The 14722-nt window shown below is 66.6% G+C and carries 13 protein-coding genes; 2 read left to right on the top strand and 11 right to left on the bottom strand.

Features of this window, described 5'->3' with window-relative positions; genetic code table 11:
• Nucleotides 1-14 precede the first annotated feature (14 nt).
• From E1J61_RS15200 to E1J61_RS15175, 6 genes are all read right to left on the bottom strand, one after another.
• Complete coding sequence (locus E1J61_RS15200) at nt 15-1937, bottom strand: PrkA family serine protein kinase (protein ID WP_133094889.1); 1923 nt, start codon at nt 1935-1937, stop codon at nt 15-17.
• Nucleotides 1938-2393: 456 nt separating this feature from the next.
• Nucleotides 2394-3581 (bottom strand): acyl-CoA dehydrogenase family protein, encoded by a 1188-nt coding sequence (locus E1J61_RS15195; RefSeq protein ID WP_133094888.1) that lies wholly within the window; start codon nt 3579-3581, stop codon nt 2394-2396.
• Nucleotides 3582-3701: 120 nt separating this feature from the next.
• Nucleotides 3702-4481, bottom strand: coding sequence for an enoyl-CoA hydratase/isomerase family protein (locus E1J61_RS15190; RefSeq protein ID WP_133094887.1), 780 nt, complete (start codon nt 4479-4481; stop codon nt 3702-3704).
• 32 nt (nt 4482-4513) lie between these two features.
• Nucleotides 4514-5497 carry a tripartite tricarboxylate transporter substrate binding protein gene (locus E1J61_RS15185; RefSeq protein WP_133094886.1) on the bottom strand — a complete coding sequence of 328 codons (984 nt, stop codon included), beginning with the start codon at nt 5495-5497 and terminating at the stop codon, nt 4514-4516.
• Nucleotides 5498-5531: 34 nt separating this feature from the next.
• Nucleotides 5532-7244 carry a long-chain fatty acid--CoA ligase gene (locus E1J61_RS15180; protein WP_133094885.1) on the bottom strand — a complete coding sequence of 571 codons (1713 nt, stop codon included), beginning with the start codon at nt 7242-7244 and terminating at the stop codon, nt 5532-5534.
• Nucleotides 7245-7293: 49 nt separating this feature from the next.
• Entirely contained in the window at nt 7294-8307 is a 1014-nt protein-coding gene (locus E1J61_RS15175) for a tripartite tricarboxylate transporter substrate binding protein (RefSeq protein ID WP_133094884.1), read from the bottom strand.
• A 278-nt stretch (nt 8308-8585) separates the two neighbouring features.
• On the opposite strand from E1J61_RS15175, the gene E1J61_RS15170 reads away from it, so the two are divergent.
• Entirely contained in the window at nt 8586-9782 is a 1197-nt protein-coding gene (locus E1J61_RS15170; protein ID WP_133094883.1) for an AraC family transcriptional regulator, read from the top strand.
• 6 nt (nt 9783-9788) lie between these two features.
• On the opposite strand, the gene E1J61_RS15165 is transcribed toward E1J61_RS15170, so the two are convergent.
• From E1J61_RS15165 to E1J61_RS15155, 3 genes are all read right to left on the bottom strand, one after another.
• On the bottom strand, nt 9789-9995 hold the full coding sequence (locus tag E1J61_RS15165) for a DUF6494 family protein (RefSeq protein WP_133094882.1): 207 nt from the start codon (nt 9993-9995) through the stop codon (nt 9789-9791).
• Between the two features lie 92 nt (nt 9996-10087).
• Nucleotides 10088-11341 (bottom strand): CaiB/BaiF CoA-transferase family protein, encoded by a 1254-nt coding sequence (locus E1J61_RS15160; RefSeq protein ID WP_133094881.1) that lies wholly within the window; start codon nt 11339-11341, stop codon nt 10088-10090.
• 1 nt (nt 11342) lies between these two features.
• Entirely contained in the window at nt 11343-12257 is a 915-nt protein-coding gene (locus tag E1J61_RS15155; RefSeq protein ID WP_133094880.1) for an SDR family NAD(P)-dependent oxidoreductase, read from the bottom strand.
• Nucleotides 12258-12531: 274 nt separating this feature from the next.
• Between E1J61_RS15155 and E1J61_RS15150 the strand changes: the two genes are divergently transcribed.
• Nucleotides 12532-13434, top strand: a complete 903-nt coding sequence (locus E1J61_RS15150) for a LysR family transcriptional regulator (RefSeq protein WP_133094879.1) — start codon at nt 12532-12534, stop codon at nt 13432-13434.
• Nucleotides 13435-13468: 34 nt separating this feature from the next.
• On the opposite strand, the gene E1J61_RS15145 is transcribed toward E1J61_RS15150, so the two are convergent.
• Together E1J61_RS15145 and E1J61_RS15140 are read right to left on the bottom strand one after the other, a co-directional pair.
• Nucleotides 13469-13978, bottom strand: coding sequence for a DUF2628 domain-containing protein (locus tag E1J61_RS15145; protein ID WP_133094878.1), 510 nt, complete (start codon nt 13976-13978; stop codon nt 13469-13471).
• A 151-nt stretch (nt 13979-14129) separates the two neighbouring features.
• Complete coding sequence (locus E1J61_RS15140; protein WP_133094877.1) at nt 14130-14597, bottom strand: MgtC/SapB family protein; 468 nt, start codon at nt 14595-14597, stop codon at nt 14130-14132.
• Nucleotides 14598-14722 lie beyond the last annotated feature (125 nt).

The raw sequence follows: 14722 nt of genomic DNA, 5'->3' as shown, positions 1-14722 counted from the left end.
CTTCCGCGGCGCCGTTACGATGATTTTCTTACGCGCAGATACCACTCCACCAGAAGTCTCACTTGCTTGGGCGTGTACCCCTTCTCGACCATGCGGTTGACGAAGTTCTCGTGCTTGTCCTGGTCTTCGCGAGAAGACTTGGCGTTGAACGAGATCACCGGCAGCAGGTCCTCCGTGGTGGAGAACATGCGCTTCTCGATCACCATCCGCAGCTTTTCATAGCTGGTCCAGACCGGGTTCTTGCCACTGTTGTTGGCCCGCGCCCGCAGCACGAAGTTGACGATCTCGTTGCGGAAGTCCTTCGGGTTCGAGATACCCGCTGGTTTTTCCACTTTCTCCAGCTCGTCGTTCAGCGCGTTGCGGTCGAGGATTTCGCCGGTGTTGGGATCACGGTACTCCTGGTCCTGGATCCACAGGTCGGCGAACACCACATAGCGGTCGAAGATGTTCTGGCCATATTCGGAGTACGACTCCAGGTAAGCGGTCTGGATCTCCTTGCCGATGAACTCCACGAACGGCGTGGTCAGGTACTCCTTGATGTACGACAGCAGCTTGGCTTCCTGCTCCGGCGGGAACTGCTCGCGCTCGATCTGCTGCTCGAGCACATACAGCAGGTGCACCGGGTTGGCCGCAACTTCGGTATTGTCGAAGTTGAAGACCTTGGACAGGACCTTGAACGCAAAGCGCGTCGACAGCCCGTTCATGCCCTCGTCGATGCCGGCGTAGTCGCGGTACTCCTGGTACGACTTCGCCTTCGGGTCCACGTCCTTCAGGCTTTCGCCGTCATAGACGCGCATCTTCGAGAAGACGTTGGAGTTCTCGGGCTCCTTGATCCGGGTCAGCACCGCGAACTGCGCCATCATCTTCAGCGTGTTCGGCGCGCACGGCGCGGCCGACAGCGAACTGCAGCGCAGCAGCTTGTCGTAGATCTTCACCTCGTCGGACACGCGCAGCACGTACGGCACCTTGACGATATAGATACGGTCCAGGAATGCCTCGTTGTTCTTGTCCGACTTGAAGGTGGTCCACTCCGCCTCGTTCGAGTGCGCCAGGATGATGCCGTCGAACGGAATCGCGCCGAAGCCTTCCGTGCCCTTGTAGTTGCCTTCCTGGGTCGCGGTCAGCAGCGGGTGCAGCACCTTGATCGGCGCCTTGAACATTTCGACGAACTCGAGCAGGCCGCGGTTGGCCAGGCACAGGCCGCCGGAATACGAGTACGCATCCGGATCGTCCTGCGGGAAGTCCTCGAGCTTGCGGATGTCCACCTTGCCCACCAGCGACGAGATGTCCTGGTTGTTCTCGTCGCCCGGCTCGGTCTTCGAGATCGCGATCTGCGACAGCACCGACGGGCGCAGCTTCACCACCTTGAACTTGGTGATGTCGCCGTTGAACTCGTGCAGGCGCTTGACTGCCCATGGCGAGGCAATCGTGTTCAGGTAGCGGATCGGGATGCCGTAGTCCTCTTCCAGGATCTTGCCGTCTTCTTCCGGCGAGAACAGGCCCAGTGGCGACTCGTGGATCGGCGAACCCTTCAGCGCGTAGATGGGGATCTGTTCCATCAACGCCTTGAGCTTCTCCGCGAGCGAGGACTTGCCGCCGCCGGGAGGCCCGAGCAGATACAGGATCTGCTTGCGCTCTTCCAGGCCCTGCGCGGCGTGCTTGAAGAACGAGACGATCTGCTCGATCGTGTCCTCCATGCCATAGAAGTCGCGGAAGGCCGGATAGATGCGGATGACCTTGTTGAAGAAGAGCCGGGACAGCCTCGGATCGTGGTGGGTGTCCACCAGTTCAGGCTGGCCGATCGCGGCGAGCATGCGTTCTGCGGCGGTCGCGTAGGCAGTCGGATCCTTCTTGCAGATCTCCAGGTACTCCTGGATGCTGTATTCCTCTTCCTTGCGGGCTTCGAAGCGCGTAGCGTAATGGCCGAAAATGTCCATACCTCACTCCCGTCAGAGTTCACATCCGAGGCGAAGGTAGTTCTACCCTTCAAGACTTCGCAAGTTCCGTGGTTCGCCACCCCGGCTTGACGACCGGTGAATGTTGCGAAGACTTTACTTCATCATAGTCAAATAACGGCGATGGTGGAGTCCGAGTTGACGAATCTTGCATCGACGCAACGCTTGGTTCCACGCTGCGTTATCGCCTGATTCGGCTGATGACGCTGTCAGCTTTTGGCTGATATTTCATCTCGGTGCCGCACCCCGCGCGCGACGGGCCATTGACCATGCTTGTGACACACCTTACACCTTTCCGCAGATCCGTGCACAGCCGCTTTTGTAACCGGAAACACAAAAGCCGGCACAAGGTGCCGGCGTTTATGTTGGTTTCTGAATTAGCTCAGACGCGCATCAGCATACGACGAGTGCTGATAGCAATGGCACTGCACGCGGCCATCAGAGCGTGCGTGCCACCAGCTCCTTCATGATTTCATTGGAGCCGCCGTAGATCTTGCCGACGCGTGCGTTGGCGTACATGCGCGCGATCGGATATTCCAGCATGTAGCCGTAGCCGCCGTGGAACTGCAGGCACTCGTCGATGATCTCGCAATTCTTTTGCGTGCACCACCACTTGGCCATCGCGGCGGTCGCGGCATCCAGCGTACCCGCCATCAGGCGCATCATGCAGTCGTCGACGAAGGTGGAGGCGATGGTGGCCTCGGTCTTGCACTCGGCCAGGCGGAAGCGGGTGTTCTGCAGGTCGGCCAGCGCCTGCCCGAAGACCTTGCGCTCGCGCACGTATTCGGTGGTGAGCTCGATCGCGCGATGCATCGAAGCGGTCGCGCCCAGCGCGATGATCATCCGCTCCTGCGGCAGCTGCTGCATCAGTTGGTAAAAACCCTGCCCTTCCTGCTCGCCGAGCAGGTTCTCGCACGGCACCAGCACGTCGTCGAAGAACAGCTCGGCGGTGTCCTGGCCCTTCTGTCCGATCTTCTCGAGGATGCGGCCGCGGCGGAAGCCTTCGAGGTCGCGCGTCTCGATCATGATCAGCGAGACGCCACGCGAGCCGGCTTCCGGATCGGTCTTGGCGACCAGGCACACGAGGTCGGCGTGGTAACCGTTCGTAATAAACGTCTTTGCACCGTTTATGCGATAGCAGTCTCCGTTTGCGGTCTGTTCGCGCACCGCGCGGGTGCGTACCGATTTGAGGTCCGAGCCGGCGCCAGGTTCCGACATGGCGATGGCCGCGACCATCTCGCCGCTGGCCATCTGCGGCAGCCACTTCTTCTTCTGCGCTTCGGTGCCGTAGTTGAGCAGGTAATGTGCCACGATGCCGCTGTGCACGTTGTTGCCCAGGCTGGTGAAGATGGCGCGCGCCATCTCGCGCGTGATCACGGCTTCATGCGCGAAGTTGCCGCCGCCGCCGCCGTACTCTTCGGGGATGCTGGCGCACAGCAGGCCGGCCTGGCCGGCGCGGCGCCACACGTCGCGGTCGATATAGCCCTGCTCGGCCCAGCGCGCTTCATTCGGTGCCAGTTCGCGCTCGATAAAGCGGCGTACGGTGTCCTGGAACATTTCCAGGTCTTCGGTCATCCAGGGAGTCTGGCGTGCGGCGGGCGCCGCATGGTGGTGTTGGGTTGCCATAAGTATTCGGATACGGGGATAGACGGATGATCGACAGGGGCAAGCGGCGTCTCGCGCGGCCTGCCTGTATACGTAAACAACTGTGAGTCGCCATGCTGCGGAGCAACATGGCAGCGGCGCTCAGTCGGGCCAGCGGTAGCGCAGCGGCTGCCTGGCCATGAAGCGGTCTGCGGCCTCGCGGCGATAGCCGGTGGAAAAGGCGATGCCCTGTCCGTCCGCTTCCATCGCCAGCATGGTGTGCAGGTCCTGGTTGAGCGACGCGTTCAGCGCCTGCTTGGTCAGGCCCACCGCGACCGGCGAGGCCTCGGTGAAGGCGCGAGCCAGCGCTTGCGCGCGCCCGGCCAGGCTTTCTTCCGGCACGATTTCCATGACGATGCCAAGGTCTTGCGCGGCCTCGGCATTGAGCTCGCGCATCGAGAACATCAGCGCCTTGGCGCGCTGCAGCCCGATCATCCGCGGCAAGGTGTAGAAGACGCCACAGTCGGGAATCAGGCCCATGCGCAGGAACGGCAGCCCGAAGCGCGCCCGCGGCGTGGCCAGGATGATGTCGGCGGTCAGCGCCAGGCTGAAGCCGGCACCGTAGGCCGCGCCGTTGACGGCGGCAATGACCGGCACGTCCAGCTGGATCAGGTCTTCCAGCCAGCCGTGCGCCTGCTGCAGCCGGCGGCGGCCCCGCGGCGCGTCGATCTCGACCTGCATCGAGCTGATGTCGCCGCCCGAGCAGAAGTCGGTGCCGGCGCCGGTCAGGATCAGCGCGCGCACGCTCTCGTCGGCACGCACCTGGCGGATGGCTTCGCCGATTTCGCCGCGCATCGGGATCGACAGCGCGTTCTTGCGCTCGGGGTAGTTCAGGGTCAGGGTGGCGATGCCGTCTTCGATGGCAAAGCGGATGGTTTCCATGGATAGACTCCGGTATGCGGTGCCGTGGGCGCTCAGTCCAGCTGGATGTTGGCGTCGCGCACGATCTTGGCCCACTTGGGCATGTCGCCGCTGACCACCTCGGCCAGCTCGTGCGGGGTCGAGCCGACCGGCTGCAGGCCCATGCCGGCCAGCTTCTGCGAGACCTCGGGCAGCTTCACGATGCGCGCGGTCTCGGCCGCCAGCCTGGCGGTCACGTCCTTGGGCGCGCCGGACGGCAGGAACAGCGCGAACCAGCCGTTCGGCTCGAAGCCCTTCAAACCCAGCTCGGCAAAGGTCGGCACATTGGGCAGCGCCTTGTAGCGCTGGCTGCCGGTGATGCCGAGGATCCTGAACTTGTTGCTGCCCAGGTAGGGATTGGCCGACGTCACGTCGACAAAGGCCGAATCCACCTGCCCGCCAAGCACGTCGCTCATCAGCGGCGCGGCGCCCTTGTACGGGATATGGGCCATGTCGATGCCGGCCTGCTGGCGCAGCAGCTCGCCATGCAGGTGCGACGAGGTGCCGTTGCCGTAGGAGCCGTAGCTGAGCTTGCCTGCCTTGGCCAGCGCCAGGAACTCGCGCATGTTGCTGGCCGGCACGCGGTTGGGCACGACGAACAGGTCCGAGGACTTGGCGATCAGCGACACCGGCGTGAAGTCCCTGGCCACGTCGTACGGCATGCGCTTGTATAGGCTGGGCGACTGGATCATCGCGGTGATGGCCAGCAGCAGCGTGTAGCCGTCGGCCGGCGCCTTGGCGACGGTGTCGTTGCCGAGCATGCCGCTGGCACCGGGCTTGTTCTCCACCACCACCGGCTGGCCCAGGATCTCGGCCAGGCGCTGGCCGACCAGGCGGCCGACGGTATCGGTGCCGCCACCGGCGGGATACGGCACGATCAGGCGGATCGGCTTGCTCGGATACGGTTGCTGGGCGAAGGCCTGGCCGGTGCTGCCGAGGATGGCCGCGCCGGCCAGGGTGCCGGCCTGCGCCAGCCAGTTGCGTCTGCTTTGCTGCATGCTGTGTCTCTCTTTGTTCCGGGTTTCGCCGCCCTCAGGCGCGCGGGGCTTCGGCCTGCATCTCGCGTTCCTGCAGGGCGCGCCACTGGATCTTGCCGGTGCCCGACTTGGGCAGCGCCTCGACGAACTCGACGATGCGCGGCACCTTGTAGGCAGCCAGCCGCTCACGGCACCAGGCCATGATGCGTTCGGGATCGGCCTCGGCGGTGCCGCGCGCCTCGGGGCGCAGCGCGATCACCGCCTTGACGGTCTCGCCGCGGCGCTTGTCGCGCGCGGCGATCACGCAGGCCTCGTGGATGGCCGGGTGGCCATACAGCAGGTTTTCCACCTCCGCCGGCCAGACCTTGAAGCCCGAGGCGTTGATCATGCGCTTGAGGCGGTCGCGCATGAAGAAGTAGCCCTCTTCGTCCATGAAGCCCAGGTCGCCGGTGCGCAGGAAACGCTTGCCGTCGAGCTCGACGAACGAGGCCTCGTTGGCTTCGGGGTTGCGCCAGTAGCCCTGCATCACCTGGCCGCCGTGGGCGACGATCTCGCCGGTCTGGCCTTGCGGCAGTTCCTGCAGCGTCTGCGGGTCGATCACGCGCGCGTCGACCCCGAAGGTGGCGATGCCCAGGCATTCGCGCTTGGGCTTGTTGCGCGGGTTGGACAAGAGGAACGAGGCGGTCTCGGTCATGCCGTAGGCTTCCACGTAAGGCAGGCCGAAGCGTTCCTGCAGCATGTTCGCGACCGCGTCGGGCATGGCCGCACCGCCGCCGCCGAGGAAGGCCAGGCTCGACAGGTCGCGCTGCGCGATGCCGGGCTGCGAGAAGAAGTCCACCATCATCGCCGGCGGCGCGCCCCACACCGAGACGCGGTAGCGCTCGATCAGGTCGGCGGCGAGCGCACGGTCCCAGCGCGGCATCAGCACCACGGTGGCGCCGAGGTAGATCGGCGAATTCATGCAGTTCTGCATGCCCAGCAGGTGGAACATCGGCGCCACCGCCAGCACCACCGATTCGGGCGTGCTGCTGCGCCAGATCTGCGAGCCGACCGCGGCGGTCATCATGGTGCCGTGCGTATGCATGCAGCCCTTGGGATTGCCGGTGGTGCCCGAGGTGTAGGCCAGCATGCACAGCGTGTCGAAGCCGGCCTGGTGCGGCAGCGGGCGATGCCCGGCCGCGCTGGCGGTCTCCCATGCCACCGGCATCGCGCCGGACGGCGCCGCCCGCAGCGCCGGCGCGGGCTCGCGCAGCCATGCCGGCACCGGCAGGCCGCCGTCGTCGCGCAGCATGCCGGCGTAGTCGTGCACGATCACGTGGCGCAAAGCCTGGCCATGCAGCGGCGACAGGCACTGGTACAGCTCGCTGCCGGCAAAGGCGGCAACCGCGCCGCTGTCGGAGACCACGTGCGCCAGCTCGGCCTCCAGCCACATCGGGTTGGCGGGCACCACCACGCCTTCGGCGCGCAGGATCGCGTAGTAGGCAATGATGAACTGCGGGCAGTTCTGGCTGAACAGCAGCACGCGGTCGCCGGGCTGGATGCCGCAGGCCTGCTGCAGGTAGCCGGCCATGCGCTCGATCTCGTCCTGCAGCTGCGCGTACGAGATCGCGGTGCCGAAGTACCGGATCGCGGCCTTGTCCGGATAGCGGCGCGCGGCGGCCTCGACGTTGTAGTACAGGCTGGTGCGCGGCGTGTGCAGCATGGCGGGCAGGCCCGGCGGCCAGGCCGGAGAGCGGAACGGCAGGTTGGTACTTGTAGCAGGCTTCATTTGCAGCAGGGGTGAGCGGTTCAAGCGGTTCAATTCAAACAATGGAAAATCAGTCCAGCCGGATGTTGTTGATACGGATCACCTTGCCCCAGCGGGCGTAGTCGGCCTGCACGGTCTGCGCGAAGGCGTCTGGCGTGCTGCCGGTCAGCACGATCCCCATTTCGCCCATGCGCTTGCGCAGCTCGGGCTGGGCCAGGATGCGGTTGACCTCGGCGGCGTACTTGTCGACCACCGCGCGCGGCGTCGCCGCCGGCAGGAACAGGCCGAACCAGCCCTGGCCATCCATGCCGGCCACGCCGGCTTCGCGGAAGGTCGGCACATCCGGGAGTTGCGGCGAGCGCGCCGCGCCGGTCACGGCGAGCGCGCGCAAGCGGCCCGAGGCGTTGTGCGGCTTGGCGCCCATCACGGAAATGACGGCGGCCGGCACCTGGCCGCCAAGCAGGTCGTTCAGCTCCGGCGCCTCGCCCTTGTACGAGACGTGCACCATGTCGAGCCTGGCCGACTCCTTGAAGATCTCGCCGTACAGGTGGCCGCTCGAGCCGGTGCCGTACGAGCCGTAGGAGAACTGCTTCGGCTTGGCGCGGACCAGTTCGATGAATTCCTTCAGGTTGTTGGCCGGCACCGAGCTGTGCACGGCAAAGACGAGGTTGGTGGTGGCAAGCTCCGACACCGGCACGAAGTCCTTGACCGGGTCGAACGGCGGCTTGGCGTAGAGGCTGGGCGCCTGCACCAGCGTGGTAATCGTCAGCAGCGCGGTATGGCCGTCGGCCTCGGCACGGGCCACCGCTTCGGAGCCGATCATGCTGCTGGCACCGGGGCGGTTCTCCACCACCACCGGGCGCTTCCAGGCCTTGCCCAGGCCATCCGCCACCGCGCGCCCCAGCACGTCGGTGGCGCCGCCGGCCGGATATGGCACCACCAGGCGCACGGCCTTGCTCGGGAAGGCTGCCTCGGCCCAGGCGGTGCCCGAAGTCAGCAGGCCCACGCCCACCGCCGCCAGCAGCCCTGCACCGAAGCGCCTCGATGCATGACGAAGATCCGCACCACGACGATTTGCCTGCATGTGTTGTCTCCTTTGGTTTTTTCCGGGGCGGTTGGGGCGCCTGGCCCCGGTTCACCCGGTACTGGCCGCGCTGGCGGGCCGGTTCTTTTGTATTAGCCGGAGAGTGCGCGATGCTGCGGTGCGTGGACAATGACCAGACGGGCCAAAATGATTGGCCGAATCGTTCAGGCAAAAGGCAGGCTTTGGCAAATCCCGATTGTGCGGTGCTGCAGGCGCTTGATAAGGTGGCGCAAAGACCGGAAATGTCCGCGCCGGCGCGTCACGTGACGAGGAGACCCATGCACACCGCTGTCCTGCCATCGCTGCGCCCGCCAGTACCGGGCAAGCTGCACTTCGCCGGCGCCCTGACGCAGGGTCCGCTGCCCGGCAGCGCCGCGCGCCTGACCGGCGCGGCACAAGCCCAGGGCGCCAAGGGAGCCGTGGCAGCCACGACTGCCCAGGCCCCGGCACGCCACACTGTCGCGATCCAGCACGTGCACCGCATCCTGCAGGGTGCGCGCCGCCTCGGTCACGACGTCGACGCATTGCTGCGCCGCGCCGGCGTTTCGCCGGCGCTGCTGGCCTCGCCCAGCGCGCGCGTGACACAGGGGCAGTACGCGGCGCTGATCCGCACGCTGCGCCGCGTCATGCGCGACGAGCTGTGGGGGCTGCTGGAGCGGCCGGTCCCGCCCGGCACGTTTGCCCAGGCGGCGCGGGCCATGATCCATTGCGCCACGCTGGAAGACGCAATCCACGCCGCCATGCGCCTGTACCGGCTGCATCTCGATGCCTTTACACCGCGCCTGCATGTCAGCGCCGACGGCAGGGTTGCCTCCATCCGGCTGCAGCGGCGCGCACAGACCTCCGCCTGCCGCAGCTTCGCGGAATCGACCTTCGTGTTCCAGGGCTATGCGCTGGTGAGCTGGCTGGTGGCGCAGCATATCCCGCTGCTGCGCGTCGACCTGGCCAACGAACGCCCGCAGGGCGGCAGCGACACCGAACGCGTGTTCAAGACCGCCGTGCACTACGGCCAGCCGTTCACGGCGCTGCATTTCGATGCCGCCTGCCTGCGCCTGCCGGTGATGCAGGACGGCGACAGCCTGCGCGCCTTCCTGCAGGAAGCGCCGCGCAACCTGCTGATCCGCTACCGCGACAGCTGCTGCCTGGCCGAACGCATCCGCCAGCACCTGCGCTCGCATCTGAGCGACGAACTGCCATCGCTCGAGCAGATGGCGCAGATGCTGCGGCTGACGCCGCAGACGCTGCGCCGCCGGCTGCGCGACGAGGGCCGCGGCTACCAGAGCATCAAGGACAGCCTGCGCCGCGATGTCGCCATCGGTATGCTGGAACACCCCGGCATGACGCTGCAGGAAGTGGCGCTGCGGCTCGGCTTCTCGGAGCCGAGCACCTTCCATCGCGCGTTCAAGAAGTGGACCGGGGTGGCGCCAGGCGAGTACCGGTTGCGGGGGATGCGCGGCGAGCTGGAGCCCGCCTGAGCCGCGCTATTCAAGCTGGATCTCGCCGTCGAATTTCGCCTTGAGCTTTGCCGCCGGCAGTTCCAGCGTCATCGTCACCGGAAAGCGTCCGGTGGCGGAGATGGTGCCATCGGCAATGGCCTGGGCGATCGCCTGCTCGATCTCGCGCTGGGAACTGACGCCGACGACCTTGAGGAACTTGCGGATGCTGAGGTTGAAGGTTTCCTCATCCATGTGCTGTCTCCGGGAGTTAGGCGCTCGGTGCGCCCTGGAAACAGCCTAGGCGATGCGGGGGCCTTGTGCAGGCGCCCCCGGGGACCTGTGCTTCAAATGACGCCCTGCTCCCGCAGCGCGGCAATGCGTGCGGCGGACAAACCCAGCACGTCTTCCAGCACGCGCCCGGTATGCTGTCCCAGCCGCGGCGGCGGCGCATCGTACTGCACCGGCGTTGCCGACAGCCGCAACGGGCTCTTGACCGTCGGGCACAGGCTGCCGTCGTCGCGCACCAGGTCGACCTGCAGCTCGCGGTGCCGCACCTGCGGGTCTTCCAGCACCTGGCCGTAGTCGTTGATCGGCCCGCACGGGATGCCCTGCGCCTCCAGCGCCTGGACCCAGTGGGCGGTCTCGCGCGTGCGCATGTGCGCCTCCAGCATCGGCACCAGCGTCTCGCGGTGGACGATGCGGCCGGGGCCGGTGGCAAAGCGCTCGTCGGCCGCCAGGTCAGGGCGTTCGATGCCGCGGCAGTAGGCCTGCCACTGCCCGTCGTTGCCCGCCGCCACGATCATGTAGCCGTCGGCGGTGGCGAACACATGGTAGGGCACCATGTTGGCGTGCGCGTTGCCAAAGCGCGGCATGGCCTTGCCGGTCACGCGCCAGGCGATGATCGGCGTGGCACCGACCGCCACCACCGCGTCGAGCAGCGCCATGTCGATATGCTGGCCCTCGCCGGTACGTTCGGCATGGCGCAGCGCGGCCAGCACCGCCACCGTGGCATACATGCCGGTCAGCATGTCGACCACCGCGACGCCGACCTTCTGCGGCCCGCCGCCGGGCAAGTCGTCGCGCTCGCCGGTGACGCTCATCAGGCCGCCGAGGCCCTGGAAGATGAAGTCGTAGCCGGGCTTGTGCGCGCTCGGCCCGGTCTGGCCGTAGCCCGTGATCGAGCAATAGACAATCGCCGGGTTGACCGCCTTCAGGCTGTCATAGTCCAGCCCGTAGCGCTTCAGGTCGCCGACCTTGTAGTTCTCCAGCACGATCTGCGACTTCGCCGCCAGTTCGCGCACGATCGCCTGCCCTTGCGGGCTGGCGATATCCAGCGTCACCGACTGCTTGCCGCGGTTGGCGCCGGCAAAGTAGGTGGCGTCGCGCGACGGCTGGCCGTTCGCATCGGGCAGCCAGGGCGGCCCCCACGAACGGGTGTCGTCGCCGGCGCCGGGGCGCTCCACCTTGATGACCTCGGCCCCCAGGTCGGCCAGGTTCTGCGCGCACCACGGTCCGGCCAGGATGCGCGACAGGTCAAGCACCCGCACGCCCTGGAGGGCGCCGCGGGCGGTGCCGGGCAGGGATTGCGCCCCCGCCATCTCAGATCGGGTCCCAGCCGATCACGTCGGGCGAGCGCTCCAGCTTGAAGAAGCTGTTGCGCATCGCCGGCATGGCGATCTCGGCCACGCTCTCCGGGGTCCAGCCTTCGCTCATGTGCACCGAGCGCACCGGGCGCGGCTGGCTCATCAGCATGATCTCGTTGGCGCGCACCGCGAAGATCTGGGCGTTGACTTCGGACGCGGCGTCGCTGGCCAGGTACACCGCCACCGGGGCGATCTTGCCGGCTTCCATCTTCTGCAGCTTGGCGACACGGGCCTTCTCTTCCGGCGTTTCAGCGGGGATCGAGCTGGTCATGCGGCTCCACGCGAACGGCGCGATGCAGTTCGAGCGCACGTTGAAACGCTGCATGTCCAGCGCGATCGACTTCGACAGCGCGGCGATGCCCAGCTTGGCCGCCGAGTAGTTGGCCTGGCCCAGGTTGCCGATCAGGCCCGAGGTCGAGGTCATGTGCACGTAGGCACCGCTCTCCTGGTCCTTGAAGTAGCTGGCAGCGGCGCGGCTGACGAAGAAGGTGCCATGCAGGTGCACGTCGATCACCGAGCGCCACTCTTCTTCATTCATCTTGAAGAACATGCGGTCGCGCAGGTTGCCCGCGTTGTTGACCACCGCGTCGATGCGGCCGAAATTGTCCAGCGCGCACTGCACGATGGCGTTGGCGCCGTTCCAGGTCGAGACGCTGTCGGTGTTGGCCACGGCCTCGCCGCCGGCGGCGCGGATTTCTTCCACCACGCGCTGCGCGGGGCCGGTGTCGCCGCCCTCGCCGGTCATCGACACGCCCAGGTCATTGACCACCACCTTGGCCCCGGCGGCGGCCATTGCCAGCGCGATGCCGCGCCCGATCCCGCCACCCGCGCCCGTCACCAGCGCGACCTTGCCTGCCATCAAACCGCTCATTGCCTTGCTCCTCTGAAATCTTCTGAAATCCTGTCGTCCGGTCACTGCCGCCGTGGGCGGGGTGATCACCGTGCGTACGGCGCGATGATCGTCCGGATTCGCCGTTCACATGCCGGTCCGGTCCAAATTCCGGTGCGATTATCGGCACGGCGCGACCGGCGACGCCCGAGTGCTGTCATTCCGGATGTCAATGCCACGTGGGATACGATAAATTGGCACCCGCGTCTTTGGAATTCACGAATCACAAAAGTGGCCTTTGGCCTGACGGAAGCCCATGCATTACGACCTGACCGATCTGCGCCTTTTCCTGAACGTCGGCGAGACGGAAAACCTGACCCGCGCCGCCGAGCGCAGCTTCCTGTCGCTGCCGGCGGCCAGCACCCGGATCAAGCAGCTGGAAGAGGCGTTCCAGACACAATTGCTGATCCGCCAGGTCAAGGGCGTGCGCCTTACCCCCGCGGGCGATGCGCTGCTGCGCCATGCGCGCGAGGTCTTCCGCGAGCTGGAATGCCTGCACGCCGACCTGCGGCCCTACGCCAAGGGCATCAAGGGGCGCGTGCGGCTGCTGGCCAATACCACCGCCACCAATTCCTTCCTCGCCGCAGGCGTGTCGCGTTTCCTGACCGAGAATCCCGACATCGATATCGAACTGGAAGAGCACCTGTCGCAGGAAATCGTGTCGGCCATCAGCGCGGGCGCAGCCGACCTCGGCATCGTGGCGGGTGAAGTCGCGACCCAGGACCTGGACGTGATGCACCTGTGCAGCGACGAGCTGATCGTGATCGCACCGGTGAACCACCCGCTGCCGGCGTTCAAGCGGCTGCATTTCGCCGACCTGCTCGATACCTGCCGCTTTGTCGGGCTGAACCAGTTCAGCGCGATCCAGTCGTTCCTGGACCGCATCGCCAGCGGCATGGGCAAGCGCATCAGCCTGCGCATCCAGGTCGGCAGCTTCGACGCGGTGTGCCGCATGGTCGAGGCCGGCGCCGGCATTGCCATCGTGCCCAACAGCTGCGCGCGGCGCTACGCCAGCCGCAAGGTGCTGCGCTTTATCCAGCTGGAAGACGAATGGGCCAAGCGCGAGCTGCGCCTGGTCCGGCGCCCCGGACGCGAGCTGCCCCAGTTCGCCGAGACCCTGATCCAGTACCTGGTCGACGCGTCGCGCGAGCCGGTCTAAGCGCGGGTGTCAGAGGCCGCATCAGCGCGGCGTCCTAGCCGGCCACCAGCCCGGTGGAGTGCGCCACCAGCCCGGCCAGCGGGCGCAGCGAGACCACCATTACCGCCAGCAGCAGCCCCATGGCGAAGACTCCCGGCCAGCTCGTGCGGCCGCAGCGCGCCAGCGAATCGTGGACCAGTTCCGGCGACCAGTGGTACTCGCGCAGGCGCCGGATGGTGGCTTCGGCGTGCCAGCGGTATAGCTGGTTGCCATACATGCCCAGCAGCAGCGCCAGCGCATAGAGCAGCGGCCGGGACAGCGCCAGCGGCATGTCGACGCGGAATAGCGCGTGCAGCACCGGCTCCATGCAGACGATCAGCGCATAGACGCCGACTTGCCAGTACATGCGCCGGTAGGCCATCCAGAACGGGCCGAACAGGCACGCCGCCCAGTTCCACGACATGCCGCCGCGCGCCTCGGCCAGGGCCCAGCGGCCGCTGTAATACGCGTAGCGCGGGCCCACGAAAGCGGCCAGCGCCGCATCGTCACGGATCGATGATTTCATGCCCCCTCCCCTGCCTGCTGCCTGCCCCGTCATCGCGGAACAGCGTTTGCACAGCATAGGCCGGTACGCGCCGGCGCAGCGTGCGCTGGCGCGCATTGAAAGGAGATTGGCGGAGTCTGGTGGGAGAACCGGCCTGTAGTGTCCCGAAGCGCTATTTCAAGCGCAGCAGGAGCTGCAGGATGACCAGCGTGAAAACCGTGGCGATGACTGCCGTGGTTTCGCGCCCGAGGCCGGCCGCCACGCCGATTGCCGCCACCATCCAGATGCTGGCTGCCGTGGTCAGGCCCTTGATATCGGATTCGCTGCCGTGTTTCAGAATCGCACCCGCGCCCAGGAAGCCGATCCCGGCGGTCAGCCCCTGCAGCACACGGCTGATGTCCGCCAGCGGCACGCCCGCCTGCAGCGGCACCAGCACGAACAGCGCCGAGCCCAGCGCCACCAGCATATGGGTGCGCAGCCCCGCGGCCTTGCCCGAGGCCTCCCGCTCATAGCCGATCAGCCCGCCCAGCACCACCGCCATGGTCAGCCGCACCAGCAGGCGGGTGGCTTCGCCGGCGTCGGGCAAATCGCTGAATTCGGCGCGAAGGGCGCCGTAGATTTCCGACCAGACCCCGTCCATCGCTCGCCCCCAAGGTGCTTTGGTACAGACCTGAGCCTAGCACGCACCGCTGGCCTCCGGCGCTGGCCGCAGCCGAATGCGGCTACGCCTTACCTGGCCGTGCGGCGGCGTCCTACACGGCAAGC

Origin of the sequence: Cupriavidus sp. L7L (assembly GCF_004353535.1) — a bacterium.
Classification (GTDB): domain Bacteria; phylum Pseudomonadota; class Gammaproteobacteria; order Burkholderiales; family Burkholderiaceae; genus Cupriavidus; species Cupriavidus oxalaticus_A.
The sequence above is the reverse complement of the archived record's forward strand: the minus strand, read 5'-3'. Positions and strand labels throughout refer to the sequence as shown.